The sequence below is a fragment of the Qipengyuania triglochinis genome (genome assembly GCF_054655615.1).
Genome location: NZ_BAAHND010000001.1, coordinates 258668 through 278306 on the forward strand (window position 1 = coordinate 258668; position 19639 = coordinate 278306).

At 60.8% G+C, this 19639-nt stretch carries 21 protein-coding genes and 1 tRNA gene; 14 read left to right on the plus strand and 8 right to left on the minus strand.

Annotated features, from left to right (window positions below; genetic code table 11):
- Positions 1-81 precede the first annotated feature (81 nt).
- On the plus strand, positions 82-2148 hold the full coding sequence (locus ACYQ0G_RS01340; RefSeq protein WP_460098483.1) for an ATP-binding protein: 2067 nt from the start codon (positions 82-84) through the stop codon (positions 2146-2148).
- A 24-nt stretch (positions 2149-2172) separates the two neighbouring features.
- On the opposite strand, the gene ACYQ0G_RS01345 is transcribed toward ACYQ0G_RS01340, so the two are convergent.
- Genes ACYQ0G_RS01345 through ACYQ0G_RS01355 form a run of 3 tightly spaced genes read right to left on the minus strand, consistent with a single transcriptional unit; the run spans position 2173 to position 4311 of the window.
- Entirely contained in the window at positions 2173-2628 is a 456-nt protein-coding gene (locus ACYQ0G_RS01345) for a GNAT family N-acetyltransferase (protein ID WP_460098484.1), read from the minus strand.
- A gap of 22 nt (positions 2629-2650) precedes the next feature.
- A complete protein-coding gene (aroB, locus tag ACYQ0G_RS01350; RefSeq protein WP_460098486.1) occupies positions 2651-3760 on the minus strand; it encodes a 3-dehydroquinate synthase in 1110 nt (369 codons plus the stop codon).
- A complete protein-coding gene (locus ACYQ0G_RS01355; RefSeq protein ID WP_460098487.1) occupies positions 3751-4311 on the minus strand; it encodes a shikimate kinase in 561 nt (186 codons plus the stop codon). The genes aroB and ACYQ0G_RS01355 overlap by 10 nt, the downstream gene beginning before the upstream one ends.
- 77 nt (positions 4312-4388) lie before the next feature.
- On the opposite strand from ACYQ0G_RS01355, the gene ACYQ0G_RS01360 reads away from it, so the two are divergent.
- The 5 genes from ACYQ0G_RS01360 to ACYQ0G_RS01380 all read left to right on the plus strand — a co-directional run bounded on the left by ACYQ0G_RS01360 (position 4389) and on the right by ACYQ0G_RS01380 (position 9797).
- On the plus strand, positions 4389-4523 hold the full coding sequence (locus ACYQ0G_RS01360) for a hypothetical protein (RefSeq protein ID WP_460098489.1): 135 nt from the start codon (positions 4389-4391) through the stop codon (positions 4521-4523).
- Entirely contained in the window at positions 4520-6358 is a 1839-nt protein-coding gene (locus ACYQ0G_RS01365) for a hypothetical protein (RefSeq protein ID WP_460098491.1), read from the plus strand. Before ACYQ0G_RS01360 ends, ACYQ0G_RS01365 begins: the two co-directional genes overlap by 4 nt.
- Before the next feature lie 8 nt (positions 6359-6366).
- Positions 6367-7245 carry a tyrosine recombinase gene (locus tag ACYQ0G_RS01370; protein ID WP_460098493.1) on the plus strand — a complete coding sequence of 293 codons (879 nt, stop codon included), beginning with the start codon at positions 6367-6369 and terminating at the stop codon, positions 7243-7245.
- Positions 7246-7255: 10 nt separating this feature from the next.
- Positions 7256-8200, plus strand: a complete 945-nt coding sequence (locus ACYQ0G_RS01375) for an acetyl-CoA carboxylase carboxyltransferase subunit alpha (RefSeq protein WP_460098494.1) — start codon at positions 7256-7258, stop codon at positions 8198-8200.
- Between the two features lie 118 nt (positions 8201-8318).
- The gene (locus ACYQ0G_RS01380; RefSeq protein WP_460098496.1) at positions 8319-9797 is read left to right on the plus strand and encodes a M48 family metalloprotease; all 1479 of its coding nucleotides are present in this window, start codon (positions 8319-8321) and stop codon (positions 9795-9797) included.
- A 92-nt stretch (positions 9798-9889) separates the two neighbouring features.
- Here the strand turns inward: ACYQ0G_RS01380 and ACYQ0G_RS01385 are convergent, their stop codons facing one another.
- Together ACYQ0G_RS01385 and ACYQ0G_RS01390 are read right to left on the minus strand one after the other, a co-directional pair.
- The gene (locus ACYQ0G_RS01385) at positions 9890-10066 is read right to left on the minus strand and encodes a Flp family type IVb pilin (RefSeq protein ID WP_460098498.1); all 177 of its coding nucleotides are present in this window, start codon (positions 10064-10066) and stop codon (positions 9890-9892) included.
- 122 nt (positions 10067-10188) lie between these two features.
- Complete coding sequence (locus ACYQ0G_RS01390) at positions 10189-10368, minus strand: Flp family type IVb pilin (RefSeq protein ID WP_460098500.1); 180 nt, start codon at positions 10366-10368, stop codon at positions 10189-10191.
- Between the two features lie 86 nt (positions 10369-10454).
- On the opposite strand from ACYQ0G_RS01390, the gene ACYQ0G_RS01395 reads away from it, so the two are divergent.
- Entirely contained in the window at positions 10455-10877 is a 423-nt protein-coding gene (locus ACYQ0G_RS01395; RefSeq protein ID WP_460098502.1) for a (deoxy)nucleoside triphosphate pyrophosphohydrolase, read from the plus strand.
- A gap of 44 nt (positions 10878-10921) precedes the next feature.
- Positions 10922-10998, plus strand: a tRNA-Arg gene (locus ACYQ0G_RS01400).
- A 105-nt stretch (positions 10999-11103) separates the two neighbouring features.
- Here the strand turns inward: ACYQ0G_RS01400 and ACYQ0G_RS01405 are convergent.
- A complete protein-coding gene (locus tag ACYQ0G_RS01405) occupies positions 11104-11502 on the minus strand; it encodes a metallopeptidase family protein (protein WP_460098504.1) in 399 nt (132 codons plus the stop codon).
- 93 nt (positions 11503-11595) lie between these two features.
- On the opposite strand from ACYQ0G_RS01405, the gene ACYQ0G_RS01410 reads away from it, so the two are divergent.
- The 3 genes from ACYQ0G_RS01410 to folE are packed head-to-tail and all read left to right on the plus strand — an operon-like array spanning position 11596 to position 14260.
- Positions 11596-12087: a hemerythrin domain-containing protein gene (locus ACYQ0G_RS01410; protein WP_460098506.1), complete on the plus strand. Its 492-nt coding sequence runs from the start codon at positions 11596-11598 to the stop codon at positions 12085-12087.
- Positions 12088-12089: 2 nt separating this feature from the next.
- Positions 12090-13652, plus strand: coding sequence for a phospholipase D-like domain-containing protein (locus ACYQ0G_RS01415; protein ID WP_460098508.1), 1563 nt, complete (start codon positions 12090-12092; stop codon positions 13650-13652).
- Positions 13649-14260, plus strand: coding sequence for a GTP cyclohydrolase I FolE (gene folE, locus ACYQ0G_RS01420; protein ID WP_460098510.1), 612 nt, complete (start codon positions 13649-13651; stop codon positions 14258-14260). Before ACYQ0G_RS01415 ends, folE begins: the two co-directional genes overlap by 4 nt.
- A 30-nt stretch (positions 14261-14290) precedes the next feature.
- Here folE and ACYQ0G_RS01425 read toward each other — a convergent pair whose 3' ends face one another.
- Positions 14291-16201, minus strand: a complete 1911-nt coding sequence (locus ACYQ0G_RS01425; protein ID WP_460098512.1) for a GGDEF domain-containing protein — start codon at positions 16199-16201, stop codon at positions 14291-14293.
- Between the two features lie 197 nt (positions 16202-16398).
- Between ACYQ0G_RS01425 and ACYQ0G_RS01430 the strand changes: the two genes are divergently transcribed.
- Positions 16399-16854, plus strand: a complete 456-nt coding sequence (locus ACYQ0G_RS01430; RefSeq protein WP_460098514.1) for a hypothetical protein — start codon at positions 16399-16401, stop codon at positions 16852-16854.
- Positions 16855-16919: 65 nt separating this feature from the next.
- Here the strand turns inward: ACYQ0G_RS01430 and ACYQ0G_RS01435 are convergent, their stop codons facing one another.
- On the minus strand, positions 16920-17399 hold the full coding sequence (locus ACYQ0G_RS01435) for a peroxiredoxin (RefSeq protein ID WP_460098516.1): 480 nt from the start codon (positions 17397-17399) through the stop codon (positions 16920-16922).
- Between the two features lie 172 nt (positions 17400-17571).
- Between ACYQ0G_RS01435 and ACYQ0G_RS01440 the strand changes: the two genes are divergently transcribed.
- The gene (locus ACYQ0G_RS01440) at positions 17572-18030 is read left to right on the plus strand and encodes an S-adenosyl-L-homocysteine hydrolase (RefSeq protein WP_460098518.1); all 459 of its coding nucleotides are present in this window, start codon (positions 17572-17574) and stop codon (positions 18028-18030) included.
- A 110-nt stretch (positions 18031-18140) separates the two neighbouring features.
- The gene (gene ahcY / locus ACYQ0G_RS01445) at positions 18141-19574 is read left to right on the plus strand and encodes an adenosylhomocysteinase (protein ID WP_460098520.1); all 1434 of its coding nucleotides are present in this window, start codon (positions 18141-18143) and stop codon (positions 19572-19574) included.
- The last annotated feature ends 65 nt before the right edge of the window (positions 19575-19639 follow it).

Consider the following 19639-nt stretch of genomic DNA (forward strand, 5'->3'; position numbering starts at 1 on the left):
GGGACCGGCGCGGCGCAGGGGCTTACGCGCCCGCGTTAATCGGCTATGCGGACCGGCAGAGAGAGATTACCGAAGGCTGATATGTTCAAAAAAATCCTTATCGCCAACCGCGGCGAAATTGCTTGCCGCGTCATTAAGACCGCCCGCCGCATGGGTATCCAGACGGTCGCCGTCTATTCCGATGCCGATGCCCGCGCACCTTTCGTAAAAATGGCTGACGAGGCGGTCCACATCGGGCCGGCGCAGGCTTCGGAAAGTTACCTGATCGCCGAAAAGATCATCGAAGCCTGCAAACAGACAGGGGCCGAGGCAGTCCATCCCGGCTACGGGTTCCTTTCCGAACGCGCGAGCTTCGTCGAAGCGCTGTCGAAGGAAAACATCGCCTTCATCGGCCCGCCGGCGGATGCCATCGCGGCGATGGGCGACAAGATCGAATCCAAGAAGATCGCGCGCGAAGCAGGCGTCAATGTCGTGCCCGGCTTCGTCGGCGAGATTCGCGATACCGATCATGCGGTCGAGATTTCGAACGACATCGGTTATCCGGTAATGATGAAGGCCAGCGCCGGAGGCGGCGGCAAGGGTATGCGCCTCGCCTATAGCGAGACGGACGTGCGCGAAGGTTTCGAGGCGACCAAGCGCGAAGGCCTCAATTCGTTTGGTGACGATCGCGTTTTCATCGAGAAATTCATCGAGGATCCGCGTCACATCGAGATCCAGATCCTCGGCGACAAGCATGGCAATGTAATCTATCTGAACGAGCGCGAATGCTCGATCCAGCGCCGCCACCAGAAAGTGGTCGAAGAAGCGCCTTCGCCCTTCGTCACGCCGAAAATGCGCAAGGCCATGGGCGATCAATGCGTGTCGCTATCTAAAGCAGTCGGTTACTACAGCGCGGGAACGGTCGAACTGATCGTAAGCGGCGCGGACACCACCGGCGAGAGTTTCTACTTCCTCGAAATGAACACGCGCTTGCAGGTCGAGCATCCGGTGACCGAGGCCATTACCGGGGTCGATCTGGTCGAACAGATGATCCGGGTCGCGGCGGGCGAGAAGCTGGCCATGACGCAGGACGATGTGAAGATCGACGGCTGGGCGATCGAGAACCGCGTCTATGCCGAAGACCCCTATCGCGGGTTTTTGCCGTCAACGGGCAGGTTGGTGCGCTATCAACCCCCGGTCGAGCCATGGGCTGACGATGGCGAGGAAAACGGCCGTCGCGGTGTCGATGGCGTACGCGTGGATGACGGTGTTTTCGAAGGCGGCGAAGTGTCGATGTTCTACGACCCTATGATCGCCAAGCTGGTGACATGGGGCGAGACGCGCGATGAAGCTGCCGATCTGCAGGTCGCCGCGCTCGACGCTTTCCGTATCGATGGCCTTGGTCACAATGTCGATTTCCTGAGCGCGATCATGCAGCATCCACGCTTCCGTGCGGGCGAGCTGACGACCGGCTTCATCGCCGAAGAATATCCCGAAGGTTTCCAGGGTGCCCCGGCAGACGATCGCTTGCGCAATGTCCTCGCTGCCGTCGGCGGCGTGGTTGCGACGGCCAATGCCGATCGCGCGCGCCGCATTGCAGGCCAGCTGTCCGACGATCTCTATGCTCCGGGGGACTGGACCATTCGCATAGGCGAGCGTGAGGAAGGTTCGACGAGCCATGACGTGCGGCTGGAAGAGAATGCGCTTACGGTCGATGGCGAACAGGTCACGATCGAGATGCAGTACACGCCCGGCGAAAGCATGGTCGACGTCGCATTATACGACAATACTGGCGACGAAGATGCGGATCCGCTGGCCACCTATACGATCCAGCTTAAAGCGACGCGAACTGGGTATCGCATGACCACGCGCGGCGCCACGCATACACTGCGCATCCTGCAGACCCGCATTGCGGATCTGGCCTCGCATATGATCGAAAAGCAGCCGCCCGATCTTTCCAAAATGCTGATTTGCCCCATGCCGGGTCTGCTGGTGAAACTGCATGTCGCGGAAGGCGACGAAGTGCAGCCCGGTCAGCCGCTCGCCACAGTCGAGGCTATGAAGATGGAAAACATCCTCCGCGCCGAGAAGGAAGCCACAGTTGGCAAGATCAACGCCGAGGAAGGCGACTCGCTCGCCGTCGACGAGGTTATCCTCGAACTCGACTGAAGCGTGGATACGCCTGCGAGTATGTTAGAGGTCGAGATGATAGCATTGGTTGTGGGGGCCGTTCGCATAATCCGCGAAGGCCTCCCCGGCTTCGAAGCCGCGCCTCGTGTAGAAAGCGATGGCTGGTGCGAAAGCCTCGCTCGTGCCGGTTTCCAGGCTTAGCCGGGCAATACCTTCCTCGCGTGCGATCCTGACAAGCTCGGCCAGTATCGCTCCGGCAACACCTGTTCCCAAGTATGCCGGGAGGGTCCGCATGGATTTGAGCTCTGCCTGTGTGGTGCCCAATCGTTTGAGTGCACCGATGCCCACCAGAACTTCGCTGTACCATGCGCCCACAAGCGTAATCTCCGGGCCGGATAGGCCCGACAAATCCAGGGCGAAGCTGGTACCCGGCGGAGAAATTGCCTCCATGTCCTGTTGATGAAACGCGATCAGGTCACGGACTTGGGGATCGTCGAGGGCGGCTTCGCTAACCTTCATGCTGGCTGTTCCCGACGGTTTGCTAGTGTGCCTGCAACTGCTCGTCGAGAAAGGCCGCTATGTCGGCCATGTCGACATCAACGGCAAGGTAAGCGTTGCCGATACCGCGCAGCAGGATGAAGGGCAGGGTGCCTGCGTCCATCTTCTTGTCATGCAGCATATGGTCCGCCAGCACCTTGCCGTCACAATCGAGATCCAGCGCGGAAATTTCTGCGGGCAGGCCGGCCATGTCTACCGCCTGGCTCACCTGCTCGGCGTCGCTCAACGATAATTCTCCGCGCCGGGCGGAATAGCGCGCAGCCAGCACCATGCCTAATGCAACGGCCTCTCCGTGTAACAGTCTATCGGAAAAGCCGGTTTCTGCTTCCAACGCGTGGCCGAAGGTATGTCCGAGATTCAGAAGCGCGCGTGCCCCTGTGGTCTCTCGCTCGTCCTCGGCAACGATCCGGGCCTTGGCGGCAACGCTAGCTCCGACGGCCTCTTCGAGCGGGGAGGGCTGCAGACCCACCACATCAGGCCCATGTTGCGCCAGCCAGTCGAAAAAGGCTGCGTCACCCAGAACACCGTATTTGAGCACTTCGGCATAACCGGCACGGAGCTCGCGTTCAGGCAGGGTGGAGAGGGTATCGAGGTCGGCCAGAACCAGCGATGGCTGGTGGAACGCGCCGACCAGATTTTTGCCAGCCGACGTATTGATCGCGGTTTTCCCGCCGACCGAACTATCGACTTGGGCGAGTAGGGTTGTCGGCAATTGGATAAACCCGCAGCCGCGTTTGAGGATGGCGCAGGCGAAACCGGTCAGATCGCCCACAACGCCGCCGCCCAGCGCCAGCACATGGTCACCGCGTTCCACTCCCTGGGCAAGCAGCCAGTCGGTCAGCCGCGCAAGGCTTTCCCAGCTTTTCGAACTTTCTCCCGGCGAAACTTCGAACCACAGCGGCTCTTTTCCGTGCGCCTTGAGCGAGGCTTCGATGACTTGGCCCCAATGGGCCTTGGCATTGGCGTCGGCGACAATCGGAACGGCCTGCTTGCGAAGAAAGGGGGCGGCGTCATCCGCGATGTTTTTCAGAAGACCGCGCGCCACGCGGACCTCGTAGCTTCGCCCGGCCAGCTCGACAGGGATTACTGCCATTCGCTCAATTCCTTCAGCAGTTTTTCGACAGTCGCCTCATGCGGTCCATCGTCGGTCACGATATGGATCTGGGCCTGCGAATAGGCCGCGCTGCGTATTTCTTTCAGATTGCGCAGGATGGCGCGGGGATCACCGGTCTTGAGCAGTGGGCGCGTATCCTTCCGTGCGGTCCGTTCGACCAGAGTATCGATATCGCAATCCAGCCAGACGGCGATGCCATTCTTCAGCACGAGAGCGCGGGTTTCATCGTCGACGAAGGCGCCGCCGCCGGTCGCGATTACACCGTGGCCCTCTTCCATGAGGCGCGCGATCACGCGGCGTTCTCCATCGCGGAAATAGGCTTCGCCATGCGCTTCGAAGATTTCCGATATGCTGCGGTTCGCGGCGCGCTCTATTTCCTCGTCCGCATCAATGAAATCCAGTTCGAGCGCGTTTGCAAGCCGCCTTCCGACAGTTGTCTTGCCGACGCCCATCAAGCCGACCAGCACGATCGGCCTAGCCATCCGAAGCGGGGTATCGTCGCCCTTGGGATAAGAGTGCGCGTTGTTCATTGCCGCTCGGCCTATAGATGCGCTAGGGCGCGGGCAAGGCACATGGATATTTGCACGAGGATACGAAAAACTTGGCCGTGAAACGTTCAGCCCTTGGTTGGATCGCCCTGTTGGCGATCGTCGGCATTCTGGTTGCGGCCTGGATCGATGGAGGCGAGGAGCCGCTTCGACCGATCAGCCAGTCGGTCCAGGTACCGGAGGGTGCGCTGTGAGCCGCGGTCTTCTTCTTGCCGGTGCTGCCTTGGCGCTGACCTCGACTGTCGTTCTCGCACAGCGCGCGCCTGAAAGCATTCTGCCGCCCGCGACCCAGTCGCCTGCTCCAAGTCCTGCGCCAGCGCCCGCTCCGGCACCTGCTCCAGCGCCCGCACCAGCTCTTGCGCCGAGCGAAGGGGGCGAGGTGGTACAGCCAACCCCGCCGCGTCCGGCTCCGACCACTGTCGATACGTCCAATATCAGCGCATCGGAAATTCCTTCCGCCGCGAAGCTGAAAGCGATGACCACGGCCGAGCTGGACGAACTGTTCGGGCTGAAGCCGCGTTACGACATTCCGCCGGCAGCGCAGCGTTCGACCGAGGAAATCGGTGTCATCGGTCCGGGTGAAGGCGGTTTTCCCACCGGCTCGCTCGCGCGCCAGCCCGGTTCGATTGTCCAGGCCGCGCTCGCTGCCTCGCAGGGCCCGGTGATTTCTCGCTGGGGGCACATTCTTCTGCGGCGCGCGCTCGCCAGCCGTCTCAATGCGCCGGTCGGAATGAGCGAAGTCGATTTCGCGGCGCTTCGTGCCAGCACATTGAATTCCATGGGCGAACATGCGGCAGCGCGCGCCCTGGTCCAGGATGTCGACGCGGCGAACTACAACGGCGCGCTCGTCAATGCGGCGATGGGAGCATATCTCGGCACGGGCGATATCGTCGGAGCCTGCCCCGTGGTAAGGCTCGACGGTGTCAGCGGCGAAGGTATGCAGTGGTCCATGCTGGAGGCCATCTGCGCTTCATTTGCGGGCGAGGCGACGGGCGCGCAGAACGATCTGCGTCGCCTGCTAAACCGGACGGAAGACGACCGGATCGATGTGCTTCTCGCCCAGCGGTATGCCGGGTCGGCCGGCCAGGGTCGCCGCGCCGTCACCATCGAATGGGACGGGGTGGATGAGATGAACCCCTGGCGCTTCGCGCTGGCCAACGCTCTCAGTATCGATCTGCCCGAGCAGCTATCCGAAGATCTGGGACCGTATTATCTCAAGTCTTCGGCTCTCATACCAGCGCTCCCGACCGTGCAACGGCTGCGCGGTGCCGATACAGCGGCTGCGTCTGGAATCCTGTCCGCCGAAGCAATGGTTGACCTCTATTCCCAGCTCTATGCGATGCGCGCGAATGAGGAACAGAGCGCAGGCCTTACCACCGCGATCCGGCTGGGCGATGCTTATACCGACGCTTCTGCAACTGGGCGGCTTGCGGCCATCAAGGATGTGTGGGGCGGCGATGACACGGATTACGGCCGGCTCGTTCTCACTGCCTATGCCGCGGCGCGGCTGACGCCGACATCGGATTTCGAAAGCGATTCCGGCAAGCTGATCGCTTCCATGCTGACTGCCGGTCTCGATCGCGATGCCATGCGCTGGGCCGATGTCGTCGACACGGGCTCGATCGGCTGGGCCTTGCTGGCCCTTGCAAACCCGTCCGGCGGCGATGTCAGCGATGGCGATTTCGGCAGTTTCGAGGATAACGACGGCTCATCGAGCAAGCGCAAATCGCGCATGTTCCTTGCCGGACTGGCCGGGCTCGGCCGGTTCTCCTCCGGCAACATTGCCGAATATAGCGATACGCTCGGCGTCGATCTCGAAGCACCGACTGCCTGGACGCGAATGATCGACCGCGCTGCTGCAGCAGACAATGCTGCTCTGGTGAGTATTCTGGCCGGTCTCGGGATGCAGGGTACGGAGTGGAACCAGATGACGGCGCGTCATCTCTATCACATCGTCTCCGCACTCAACCGGGTCGGGCTGGAAGCAGAAGCGCGGATGATCGCAGCGGAGGCGGTCGCTCGCGCCTGAGGGCCCGGATGAGCGATATAGACGATTTTCTCGCCATGCTGGCGACCGAACGCGGAGCGGCACGCAACACGTTGCTCGCCTACGGGCGCGATCTTCGGCAGGCAGAGGAAATGGCAGGATCCGCCCTGGCCACGCTCAGTGCGGCACAGTTGGCCAAGCTTGGGCAAGGGTGGTCCTCGCTGGCGCCTTCGACGATGGCGCGCAAGATTTCGGCCTTACGGCAATTCTTCGGTTTCCTCGTGGATGAGGGCGACCGGGAAGATGATCCGACCCATGCCTTGCCGCGCCCGGCAACCCGCCGCCCGCTGCCGAAGATCCTCTCCCACGCTCAGGTGGAGGCGCTTTTCCAATGCGCCGAGGCAGAGGCCAGCAGTGAAAGGCCCGAAGCGGTCAGGCTGCTGACGATGCTCGAACTGCTTTACGGTTCGGGGCTGCGCGCCACCGAGCTTGTATCCTTGCCATTATCTGCGGTCCCCCGCGACGAGCCTTTTCTCACGGTCACCGGCAAGGGCGGGCAGGCCCGGCTGGTGCCGGTAAGCACGCGCGCAAAGAAGGCGTTGGCTCGCTGGCTGGCGGTCCGGCCCACCGAATCCCGGTGGTTGTTTCCCTCGCGTACCGGGCATCTGACCCGGATTCGCCTGTTCCAGATGCTGAAGGAATTGGCGGTGCGGGCTGACCTGCCGCCCGAAAAACTGAGCCCCCACGTCCTGCGCCATGCCTTCGCCACTCACCTTCTGGAGGGTGGGGCGGACTTGCGCGCGCTGCAGACGCTGCTGGGCCACGCCGATATCGCCACAACCCAGATCTACACCCATGTCGATGCCGCGCGGCTGGTTAAGCTCGTAAACGAGCGGCACCCGCTTGCACGCGCGCGCGCCAGCGACTAGCGGGTTGGCCATGATTTCCTATCTCGAATTTGAAAAACCTGTCGCGGAACTGGATCAGCGCATCGCGGAATTGCGCGCGGCGGCGGACGGCGACGATGTCGATATTTCCAACGAACTGCGTCGGCTCGAGGTGAAGAGCAGCACTCTGCTCGAAAGCACCTACGAATCACTGTCTCCGTGGCAGAAGACCCAGGTGGCACGTCACCCCGCAAGGCCACATTTTCGCGATTATGTCGAGCATGCGTTTGACGAGTTCGTGCCCTTGGGCGGGGACCGCAATTATGGCGAAGACGAGGCGATCATGGGCGGGCTTGCCCGGCTTGGCGGGCGCAAGGTCGTCCTGATCGGCCATGAAAAGGGCAATGATACCGCCAGCCGTATCCGGCACAATTTCGGCATGGGAAAGCCTGAAGGTTATCGCAAGGCCATCCGCCTGATGGAAATGGCCGGACGCTTTGGACTGCCCGTCGTCACACTCGTCGACACCTCGGGTGCTTTTCCGGGGGTGGAAGCGGAGGAACGCGGGCAGGCAGAGGCCATTGCCCGTTCAACCGAAGCGTGTCTGGCGCTGCCGGTCCCCATGGTCGCCAGCATCGTCGGCGAGGGTGGCTCCGGCGGAGCTGTAGCCCTGGCGAGTGCAGAACGGGTGCTGATGTTCGAACATGCGGTCTATTCGGTGATCTCGCCTGAAGGCTGTGCCTCGATCCTTTGGCGCACCGCGGAAAAGGCTCCCGATGCGGCTGAAGCGATGAAGGTGACGGCGCAGGATCTGGAGCGTCTTGGTGTGATCGATCGCATCGTTGGCGAACCTGTCGGAGGCGCACATCGCGATCCCGTCGCGGCGGCCAAATCGCTCGGCCAGGCAATCGGAGAAGAGCTCGACATGCTGTCGCGCAATTCGGCCGATGAACTCAAGCGGATGCGTGAAGAGCGCTTTCTTAAAATGGCGGGCTGACGCCCGGTCTCTGCTTGGCAGGCGGGAACCACCGTCTGCCGCTTAGGTTTCTTCTTGCATAGTTACAACTTACGGGCGTGGGGGTGTCCCTGCGCGCCTGTGCAAGGGGAGCCTTTCAATGCCCAGCTTCAAATCCATCGCCGCCGCGTCCACCGCAACCGTCTCGCTTGCCTTGGGTGGATGTGCAGCCTTGCCGGGCGGAGGCAACATTCCCAGCGCCTCCGAGCCGATTACGCAGAGCGAAGCGCAGATGGGGGCAGAAGCACACCCTGAATTGCTCGCCGAATTCGGCGGGGCGATGACGGGTCCGCAGGCACAATATGTCGAGCAGGTCGGCAAGACGATCGCTGTCCAGTCCGGACTGGGCAATGCCCGCGACAGTTTCACTGTCAGCCTCGTCAACAGCCCGGTAAACAACGCTTTCGCCATTCCGGGCGGCTATGTTTATACTACCCGGCAGCTTGTTACGCTGATGAACAATGAAGCCGAACTGGCAGGCGTTCTCGGCCACGAAGTGGCTCACGTTGCGCTGCGCCATTCGCAGCGTCGCCAAGCCGCCGCGCAACGAAATTCGCTGCTAGGTGCCGGTGCTGCGATCCTGTCCGGCATATTGCTCGGAAACAATCCTCTCGGCCAGCAGATCGGTCAGGCGGCTTTGCAGGGCTCGCAGATGCTGACGCTGAAGTTCTCTCGCAGCCAAGAGCTTGAAGCGGATCAGATGGGCATCCAGTATCTTAACAAGGCTGGCTATGATCCGCGCGCTATGGCGACCGTTCTGGCCAGCCTTGCAGCGCAGAACGCTCTTGATGCGAGGCTTCAGGGGCGCGATAATGCAAGCCTGCCGGAATGGGCATCGACCCACCCCGATCCGGCCAGCCGTGTCCAAGCTGCTGCAAGCCAGGCGCAAGGCCTCACCGGGGTAACCAATCGCGATACGTTCCTGACGCGAATCGATGGCCTGACCTATGGTGACGATCCGGCGCAGGGGATTGTCGAGGGGCGGCAATTCATTCACCCCGAGCTACAGCTTGCCTTCACCGCGCCGCAGGGCTTCTACATGGTCAACAGCACTAGCGCCGTTTCGATCAATGGACAAAGCGGCAAGGCACAATTCTCGCTGGCGCCCTATAACGGCAATCTTCAGAATTACGTGAATTCGGTATTTGCCGGGCTGAGCCAGCAGCAGCAAATCCGGCCCGGCAGCATCCAGACGACTACGGTAAATGGCTTGCCTGCGGCATATGGTACGGCACGTGTAAACAACGGCAACGGTCAGGTCGATGTCACGGTGTTTGCTTATGAATTCGGTAACAACCGCGCCTATCACTTCCTCGCAATCACACCGGCGGGCAGTGCAGGCACGTTCAATTCGATGTTCTCGTCAGTGCGCCGCGTTTCGGCACAGGAAGCTGCCAATGTGGTGCCACGCGTGCTCGACGTAGTAACGGTACAGCGCGGTGATACGGTAAGTTCGCTGGCACGTCGGATGGCCTACCCCAGCGCTCAGGAAGAGCGTTTCCGGGTGTTGAACGGTCTGTCTTCAGGCGAAGGCGTGACCGCCGGGCAGAAGGTGAAGATCGCGGTGCGCGGGAGCTGAGCTTAATGCTGAGTTCGATTTAAAGAGACAATTAAAATAAAAAGGGCGGCGAGGTTTCCCTCGCCACCCTCTTCAATGCGATGTCGCAGAACTTAGTCGGCGTTCGCGGTCGACATGGTCGAAGCGACCTTGTTGAAGGTCTCGCCCAGCTGGTTGCCGAGTGCGCCCATGGCGGTCATGGCAGCAACAGCGATCAGAGCAGCGATCAGACCGTATTCGATTGCGGTCGCGCCTTCTTCGTTCTTGCGAAGCTTGTTGATGAATTTCATGGTATGTCTCCTGGTTCAGTCTTCGGTACCCGACTCTCACCGCGTCCAACGGCTTGAGCTATCCTCGTTCTGACGCCGACTGATTGACAAATTGCTAATCAGGCGTGCTTTTTCTTCGCGCTTTATTTTTCGCGAGCTTCCTCCACCGTCGAGCTGACGTGATTCCACATCGAAGTCGTCGTCTTCCCGAAAGTCTCGAGAGCCCCCACCAGAGCGAGGAAAATCATCGCGAGAATCAGCCCGTATTCGACAGCGGTTGCGCCCCGTTCGTCGTGTCCCAATGCTTTTAGAAATCGGACCACTTGGTTTGTCCCTCTTGTCGTTTCGTAGCTGACCCCTTTCGATTAGGGGGTGAGGTCTTAAGAAAATCTTTTCAGGGATCACGAGATTGGAAAAAAAACCGACATGGATGCCGGTGGTCGCGATCAGACTGGTAGATGACCGGGGGCGCTGGCTCATGCACCGGCGGCCTCATAACAAGCATCATGGCGGGCTGTGGGAGTTCCCCGGTGGCAAGGTCGAAGAAGGCGAAACGCCCGCAAAAGCGCTGGTGCGCGAGGTGGGGGAAGAACTCGATCTTGAGATAAAACCGGACGATCTCGTTCCCGAAACCTTCGCACATGAGGGGCCTCTTGAGAGCCGGTTACCCATTGTCATACTTCTTTACAGCTGCAGCTCTTGGCGGGGCATTCCCCGCGCGCTGGAGGGCGGGACGCTGGACTGGTTCCTCCCTGCTGAAGCCGCGTCACTGGACAGGCCACCCCTCGACATCGCGCTGATGGATAAATTGCTTCAAAAAATTACCGATTAAGTGTTGCCAAGGTCTCAGCTTCTGCCTATTGGCCGCCCTCCAACGCGCCAGTAGCTCAGCTGGATAGAGTACCTGACTACGAATCAGGCGGCCGGAGGTTCGAATCCTTCCTGGCGCACCAAACAAGCCCATGACCCGCAAGGGTCGTGGGCTTCTTTGGTTTTTGGCTGGTAATTCTTTGAATTCGCAAAGGAAGCGGGCTGTCACGCACCGCCCGAACGAACTCTTATTCTGCCTTATCTTCCAGCGCGTGCATATCGTCATCGCTGAAGCCGAAATGGTGGCCTGCCTCGTGGATGACGACGTGCCGCACGAGATCGTCCATCCTCACGCCCGTTTCCCGCCATTCGGCAATCAGCGGTTCTCGAAACAGCCAGATGCGTGCGGGCATGCGGTGGCTTTGCCAGATCGAGCGGTCGGGCAAAGCCTCCCCCTGGTAGAGACCGCTCAACTCCCACTTGTTAGACAAGTCCACCGCGGCAAGCTGTTCGGGTGTGGCGAAATCTTCCACCTGCAGGACGATATCGCCCATCTGCGCGCGGAAATGGTCCGGTAGCGAAGCGACGACCGCTTCTGCCATCTGCTGCATATGGGCTTTGGTGGGCCCCGTGGGCTGGTTCGTCATGCCAGAGAATATGCGGAGCGCGCAGGGCCGTTTCAAGAATTGCGGAACCGCCGCAACATCCGCCTGTTCTGCAACCGAAGGAGTTTACCGAACATGGCCGACACTAAAGAGATATTCGACCGCCTGAAGCAAGATCACGACAAACATCGCGAACTGCTCGACAAGCTGATGCAGACGAGCGGCGACAGCGCCGAGCGCGAACAGCTGTTCGAGGAACTGACCAAGGAACTGAAGTCGCACGCCGCCGCGGAAGAGCAGGCGCTCTATTCCACCATGCTACGCAAGCCGCCGACCACGGGCGAAACGCGCCATTCGGTTGCCGAGCACCACGAAATCGAGGAAGCGCTCAACGATCTTGCCGCAACCGACATGTCGGAAGGTGGCTGGCTGACCAAGTTCAAGACCTTCGACCATGATTATCGCCATCACATCGACGAGGAAGAGGAAGACCACTTCCCCGACTTTGCCAAATATCTCGATGAAAAAGACCTTGAGCACATGCGTTCGGTCTTCGAGCGCCGTAAGAAGGAAGAGATGGACGACGCCGAAGTGACGCCCGAAAAGAAAGAGGACGCGAAAGAATAACCGTGCTTGATGAGGGGGTAATAGAAGAGGGCGAAGATACGCCCGATCCAAAATCTGTGTCGCGCATCGGGGATAGTGTCTCCCCGAGCGTCTGGCGCTTTGCCAAGGTGGATCGGGCGGCCGTCCTCATCGACGCCGCTGATTATTTCGCGGCGATGCAGGAAGCGATGCTGAAAGCACGGTATCGCATCTTTTTGATCGGCTGGGATTTCGATACCCGCATCCATCTGGCCGAAGGCCGCCGCTGGTGGCAGCGACCGACCAAGCGCGAGTATCCGGTCCGGCTGGGCAGCTTCATCAGCTGGCTGGTCCGGCATCGACCTACTCTGGAAATCCGCATGCTCAAATGGAGCTTCGGCATTTTCAAATTCGTCGTGCGCGGATCGATGTGGTGGGACCTTACCCGCTGGGCGCGGCATCACCGAATCGACTTCAAGTTCGACAGCGCGCACCCCACCGGGTGCAGCCATCACCAGAAAATCGCCGTGCTCGACAATTCGCTGGCCGTCTGCGGCGGTATCGACATGACGGTAAAGCGCTGGGACACGCGCGATCACAATGAGGACGAACCCCTGCGCAAGACGCCGCGTGGGGGAGGGTACGAACCCTGGCATGACGCGACGATGATGATGGAAGGCGAGATTGCCGATGCGCTCAGCGATCTAGGCCGCGATCGCTGGATCAGGGCAGGGGGTACGCCCTTGCTTCCCGTCCAGCGCACCGACCGGAGCCTGTGGCCCGACGGGCTGGAACCGACATTCGAGAATGTCGAAGTCGGCATCGCCCGGACTCGCGCGGCCCACCGCGAATGGGAAAAAGTCGACGAGATCGAGAACCTGTTCGTCGAACATATCAAGCGCGCCAAGAAGTTCATTTATGCAGAAAGCCAATATTTCGCCTCGCGCGCGATTTGCGAGGCCATGCTCGAACGGATGCAGGAAGACGATCCACCCGAAATCGTGATCGTCCACCCGCGCCACGCCGATGGCTGGCTTGAACAGCAGGCCATGGATCATGCCCGTGCGGAACTGGTTCGCTGCATAGAGGAGGCCGACGAGAAGGGCCGCTTCACTATCTGGACGCCCTATTCCGGCATCACCCCGATCTATGTCCATGCCAAGATCATGATCGTGGACGACCGGATATTCCGGATCGGATCGGCCAATATGAACAATCGTTCCATGGGCCTCGACAGCGAATGCGATGTCTTCGTGGATTGCGAACGGGAAGGAAACGGTCACGCCGAAGACCCCATCCGGCGTATCCGCTATTCGCTGCTGGCTGAACATTGCGGTCTGGAAGAAGACGAGATCGGCGAACTGCTCGAACGGCATGGCTCGATGGCGGCGATGATCGATCATTCGATCACCGAAAGCGGCCGGAACCTGATGCGCTATCATCCGCCCGAGCTGAACGAGGTCGAGGAGAAGGTGGCGGATAGCGGCCTGCTTGACCCCGAAGATCCCGAGGACCTGTTCGAGCCATTTGCCAAAGGCGGCCTTTTCCGCAAGGGAAGCCGTCTTGCGCGGATGCGCAACAAGATCAGAAGGAAACGCAAGAAGTGAGCAGCCTCGTTGGGCCCGATGAAGACAATCCGCTGGGCAAACCGCCGGTCCCCGATCACGTGCAGGATGCGATCCGCACGCTGATCGAATGGACCGGTGACGATCCGACGCGCGAAGGCCTGCTCGACACTCCGGCCCGCGTAGCGCGCGCATGGAAGGAATATTGCCAGGGGTACGAGGAAGATCCCGCCATTCACCTGCGCCGCGTGTTCGAGGAAGTGGGCGGATATAACGAGATCGTCCTGCTCAAGGATATTCCCTTCCAGTCGCATTGCGAACACCACATGGCCCCGATCATCGGCAAGGCGGCAATCGCCTATCTGCCGAATGACCGGGTAGTCGGCATCTCCAAGCTGGCCCGCGTCCTCCACGGTTTCGCGCGCCGCCTGCAGGTGCAGGAACGCCTGACCGCGGAAGTGGCGGATTGCATTTGGGAACACCTCAATCCGCAGGGCGTGGCCGTGGTGATCGATGCGCAGCATAGCTGCATGACGGCGCGCGGTGTCCGCACGCCCGGCGTCGGCATGGTCACCAGCCGCATGATGGGTACCTTCCTCGACGATCCGCGCAGCCGCGAGGAAGTATTGCGGCTGATGGGATACGGCTAAAAGCCGGACCGCCAGCCGTGGCTGCGAGAATCAGGAAAGGGATCGACGGTCCGGTTCGCTCCTGCGAAGCGATGCCAGAACATCGATCCCGCAACCTTCGGCCGAAGTACGGTTCCGTCCTTCGGCTTTCGCAGCATACAACCGACGGTCGGCCAGCTTGATGAATTCCCGCAAATCGCTTTCGGTTTCATCAAGCTCGGCAATCCCGGCGCTGAACTGCAGGGCATAGTCCGGCGCGAAGGCAAAAGTTTCGCGTTCTGCGGCAGAGCGGATGCGCTGAATCGCAGCGGCTGCCTCATCGGCGCGGGTCCGCGGAAAGATCACGAGAAACTCCTCGCCGCCCCATCGCCCCACAATGTCTTCAGTCCGCATTTCGTCATTTATGATGCGCGCGAATTCCCGCAGGACTTCATCACCCGCATCGTGGCCGTATTTATCGTTGCAGCGCTTGAAGTGATCGATATCCAGCAAGGCGATCGTCGCGGGCGGGGTGTTCGCGCCAGCATCGCGCAGAGCTGCCTTCGCCTGATTTAGCGTGGCCCGGCGATTCGATAGATTGGTAAGCGGATCGACCATCGCGAGTTTACGAAACTTGCGGCGGTGATCGAGCAAGGTCAGGACGAGAAGGCCGAGCAGCAAGAGAACCGTCACCGTACAGATCAGGATAAGGAGCGCGATCCGCTTTCTTGCCTCGCTTGCTTCCTGTTCCCGGGTTAAATCGTTCTGCAATTCCTCGGTCTGGAAGCGCGCCTGCGCGATCGCGTTTGCATTGCTCTGATTGCGCGCGTTCAGATCTTCGGAAATTCGGTCGGCCCTGACCATATCCCGATAGGCATCCGGGTAACGACCGAGCGCGGAAAGCGCCTCGGCGCGGCTCCGGTATGCTGCGGCCCGGTCCTCGGCTGTCGCTGCCTCGAACCTGCTCGAGATCACTGTGTCGAGCAGGGATAGCGCGGCCGCCGGCTCCCCCTGTTTCAGCAGAAGCGATGCTTTTGCTTCGCCCGCGACCAGAGCCACCTGTTCCCTAGGCCGATTGAGCGCGGAATAAGCCGCATCGCATGTCGCTTCGGCCCGTTCGAGCAGATTTCCGTCCAGACTCGCCTCGCAGATACCCAGCTGGGCATAGGCCACCGCATAATCGTTTCCGTAGCTTTGCGCCTGCTCCATCGATGCTTCGAAATCGGCAAGCGCGGCCTGCCAGTTCCCCATTTCAAGCTGGGTATCGCCGCGGATGACATGTTCGTTCGCGGCGAGATCGATCAGGCCATTTTTCTCGAAAAATGTCAGTGCTTCGGAATGAAGCTGCTTGGCATATTCATACTGATGGCCTTCGGACAGGATAGAGGCGAGGAAGGACGCGGCTTCAGCCCGCGCCCGGCTGTTCCGATCGCCATCGAGATTGCGATAAGCCTGGCTGGCGAACTGGAATGCCTTGCGCCAATCTTCCTCCAGCATGTTGTAATAGGCGATATCCACGCCGAGACAGCTTTTGGTTTTGCTGCCGGCGGGGAGTTCCTGCTGCGCGCGCGCGATGGCTGCGAAGCGGCGCTCGCGAGCAGCCTCGTCCTTTATCCTCGCCGCTTTGCTGACCGACAGAAACAGATTGATCGGATCATCTGCGGAGAAATTGGCGGCCAATCGCGTGGCGGCATCGATCGCAGGCGAAACGTCCTGCCCGTTCATCGAATAGGCGATCGACTGAACCATATACAGATTGGCGATCTTGCGGCGCTCGGCCGGATCGGTGAGAGCGATGGTGTTGGCGATCCAGCCCACGGCGTTTGCAGGGTCCCGTCCGGTTTCCAGTTCTGCCTGGGCGACAATTGGAATATCGGCACCAACGCAGCGGGCGGAAAGGACGGAGGGCGTGGCCAGAATAGTCAGGGCCGGTAAAGCCCTGCCAATCAAGCGTAGGCCAAAAATAGCTAGTATTTTGGCCATTTTTTCAGTGCTAGTCCCTGCTTTTTATACCGCCTTACGTGTAGGCGCTCCCCGTCACCTTTCCCTTATATAGAAGATCGGAAGATTTGGCAGGGCTGCAGGGTCAAGAAAATTCGACAAGGCGGATAGAGCAATCTCGCAGCAGCGCGGTGCTGAAGCGCTTTCCTACACGGTCCGCTTCTGCTGCATCATCGCGGATGCCGAAATGTCCCGCCCATCGCTGCCGCCGTCGTCCGCCCTATTTCCATCCAGCTGCTCTCAGAACGCGGAGCGATGGCTGGAACCTGGAGCGGCAGTGCGCATTTCTCGCCAGCCTCTATGCCACCGGCTCGGTAAGTGCGGCAGCGCGCAGCGTGGGCATGTCGCGTGCGAGCGCTTACGCGTTGCGCGAGCGGGCTGGCGGCGAGGGGTTCGCTTTTGCCTGGGACCACGTGCTGACCGGGCCTGGAGGCGGGCGTTTGCAGCGGTCCAGACCCGATTGGCGGAAGTTGACAACTGAGACGTTGTTTCGGTGGGTCGACGATGGTCTGGTGCAGCCGGTCGTCTATCGCGGAAAGATGGTCGGCATCCGGCAAAAACCCGACATTACCGCGCTTTTCCGGCTGTTGCGCCGCGGCGATGCCGCTGCCAGAAGAACAGGGGCGGGATCATGAACCCCGCCCCTGTCAAAGTTTTCGTAAATCCCCCGGTGGGTGTCACACCCGGCCGGAGAAGGCCCTTACATCTGGCCGAGCATGTGGTCCGCGCTGGAGACCGAGAAGTCGCCCGGCTCTTCCACGTTCAGCTGCTTCACCACACCGTCTTCGACGAGCATTGAAAAGCGCTGGCCGCGCTTGCCCAGACCGAAGCCCGAACCGTCCATGGTCAGGCCGACCGCTTCGGCAAATTCGGCATTGCCGTCTGCCAGCATGGTGATGTCGTCGCTGCCGGCGGCCTTGTTCCAGGCGCCCATCACGAAGGCATCGTTGACTGCGGTGCCGACGATCTCGTCGACGCCCTTGGCTTTCAGCTCGTCGGCCTTTTCCACATATCCGGGGAGATGGCGGGCCGAGCAGGTCGGGGTGAATGCACCCGGGACCGAGAAAAGAGCCACGGTCTTGCCGGAGAAATACTCGGCCGACTGCACCTTCTCGGGGCCTTCGGCTGTTGCCTTGACCAGCGTTACGTCGGGCAAGCGGTCGCCTACTGCGATTGTCATGTTGGAAACTCCTGTATGTCCCATCCTGCCACGCGACTTAATGCACCGCGCCGTTCATGCAAGCCGTGGGATGGTTAAGTTGGGTTTACCGCACGGGTTTAAATGTCGGTAAATTTTACAGTGCAGGAAACCCCGGGTGAGCACGGGACGCTCGCCCAGGGAGACCAGTATTATGCATTTCATGAAGACAATGGGGGCTGCCGCCGTGGCCGCCTCCCTCGTCCTTGCGCCGACAGCCGCCAGCGCGGCCAGCCAGGACGAGCAGATCCGCCGGCTCGACATCATGCTGATGGTAACATCGCTGCGCTGCCGGATGGGAGCCGACGATTTCCAGCCGCATTACCGCAAGTTTTCGGCCAGGCACATTACCGCGCTGAACTCGGCCGCCCGCGGGCTGGAGAATGGTCTGGTTGCGGCGCATGGCAGAAAGGGCGCGAAGCGGGCGCTCGATCGTATCAGCGTCGGCATGGCCAATGAGTACGGGCAGGGACACCCGTGGCTCGGCTGCGCGGAGCTCAAGGAAATCACCGAGGACCTGTCCGGCAACAGCGATCCGGCAGTCCTCGCGCAGGCTGCCGAGGAACTGCTCGGACCCGCGCCGCGCAGCGGGGGCCTCTGGGCGCGTCGCTGACGCATTCGTGTTCTTTACCGAGGGGGAGGGCGACTTGCTCTGTATCCCTCCACAGGCTAGGGGCGGCGCAATCACGGTGCCGCCTCATTTTTGCTTGCGGCACTTTTGTTATGGATATTGCTAAAGGACCGCCCGTGGCCGAATTCAACGATTACGTCATCAAGGACATCAGCCTCGCCAATTATGGTCGCGAGGAAATCCGGATCGCCGAAACCGAAATGCCGGGCCTGATGGCCACGCGCGAGGAATATGGCGACGCGCAACCGCTGAAGGGCGCGCGCATCGTGGGCTCGCTCCACATGACCATCCAGACTGCTGTGCTGATCGAAACCTTGGTCGCGCTGGGTGCCGAAGTACGCTGGGCAACCTGCAACATCTTCTCGACGCAGGATCACGCCGCTGCCGCCATCGCTGCGCAGGACATTCCGGTCTTTGCAGTGAAAGGCGAAAGCCTTGCAGATTACTGGGACTATGTCGGCAAGATCTTCGACTGGTCGACCGAGAGCGACGAAGACCTCACCGCCAACCTCATTCTGGATGACGGCGGCGACGCGACCGCGTTCGCCCTGTGGGGTGCGCGCATCGAAGCAGGCGAGGAAATGCCCGAGCCGCAGAATGCCGAAGAAATCGAGATGCAGCGCGCGCTCAAGGAATTCCTCAAGCGCAAGCCGGGTTACCTCACCAAGTCGGTGAAGGCCATCAAGGGCGTGTCGGAAGAAACCACCACGGGCGTCCATCGCCTTTATCACCTCGCCAAGGCCGGCAAGCTGCCGTTCCCGGCGATCAATGTGAACGACAGCGTGACGAAGTCGAAGTTCGACAACCTCTATGGCTGCCGCGAATCGCTGGTCGACGCGATCCGCCGCGCCACCGACGTGATGCTTTCGGGCAAGGTCGCCTGCGTCGCCGGTTATGGCGATGTCGGCAAAGGCTCGGCCCAGTCGCTGCGCAATGGCGGCGCGCGTGTTCTGGTGACGGAAATCGACCCCATCTGCGCCCTTCAGGCGGCAATGGAAGGTTTCGAGGTCGTGACCATGGAAGAAGCGGTGAAGCGCGCCGACATCTTCGTCACCACCACCGGCAATGAAGACGTGATCACTGCCGAGCACATGAAGGCGATGAAGCCGATGAGCATCGTGTGCAACATCGGTCACTTCGACAGCGAGATCCAGATCTCGGCGCTCGACAATTACGAGTGGACCGAACTCAAGCCCGGCACCGACCTCGTGAAGTTCCCGGACGGCAAGGAAATCATCGTGCTCGCAAAGGGCCGCCTGGTGAACCTCGCCTGCGCCACGGGCCATCCCAGCTTCGTGATGAGCTGTTCCTTCACCAACCAGGTGCTGGCGCAGATCGAACTGTGGAAGAACACCGATGCCTACAAGAACGACGTCTACGTTCTGCCGAAGAAGCTCGATGAAAAGGTGGCCGCTCTCCACCTCGACAAGCTCGGTGTTCAGCTGACAAAGCTCAGCCAGGGCCAGGCCGATTACATCGGCGTGCCGGTCGAAGGACCGTTCAAGCCTGAACATTACCGTTATTGATCGGTACATGCGGCGGCCCGGCAACCCGTCGGGCCGCCGCCATAGCGGTTGCATCTCCGGTTGCA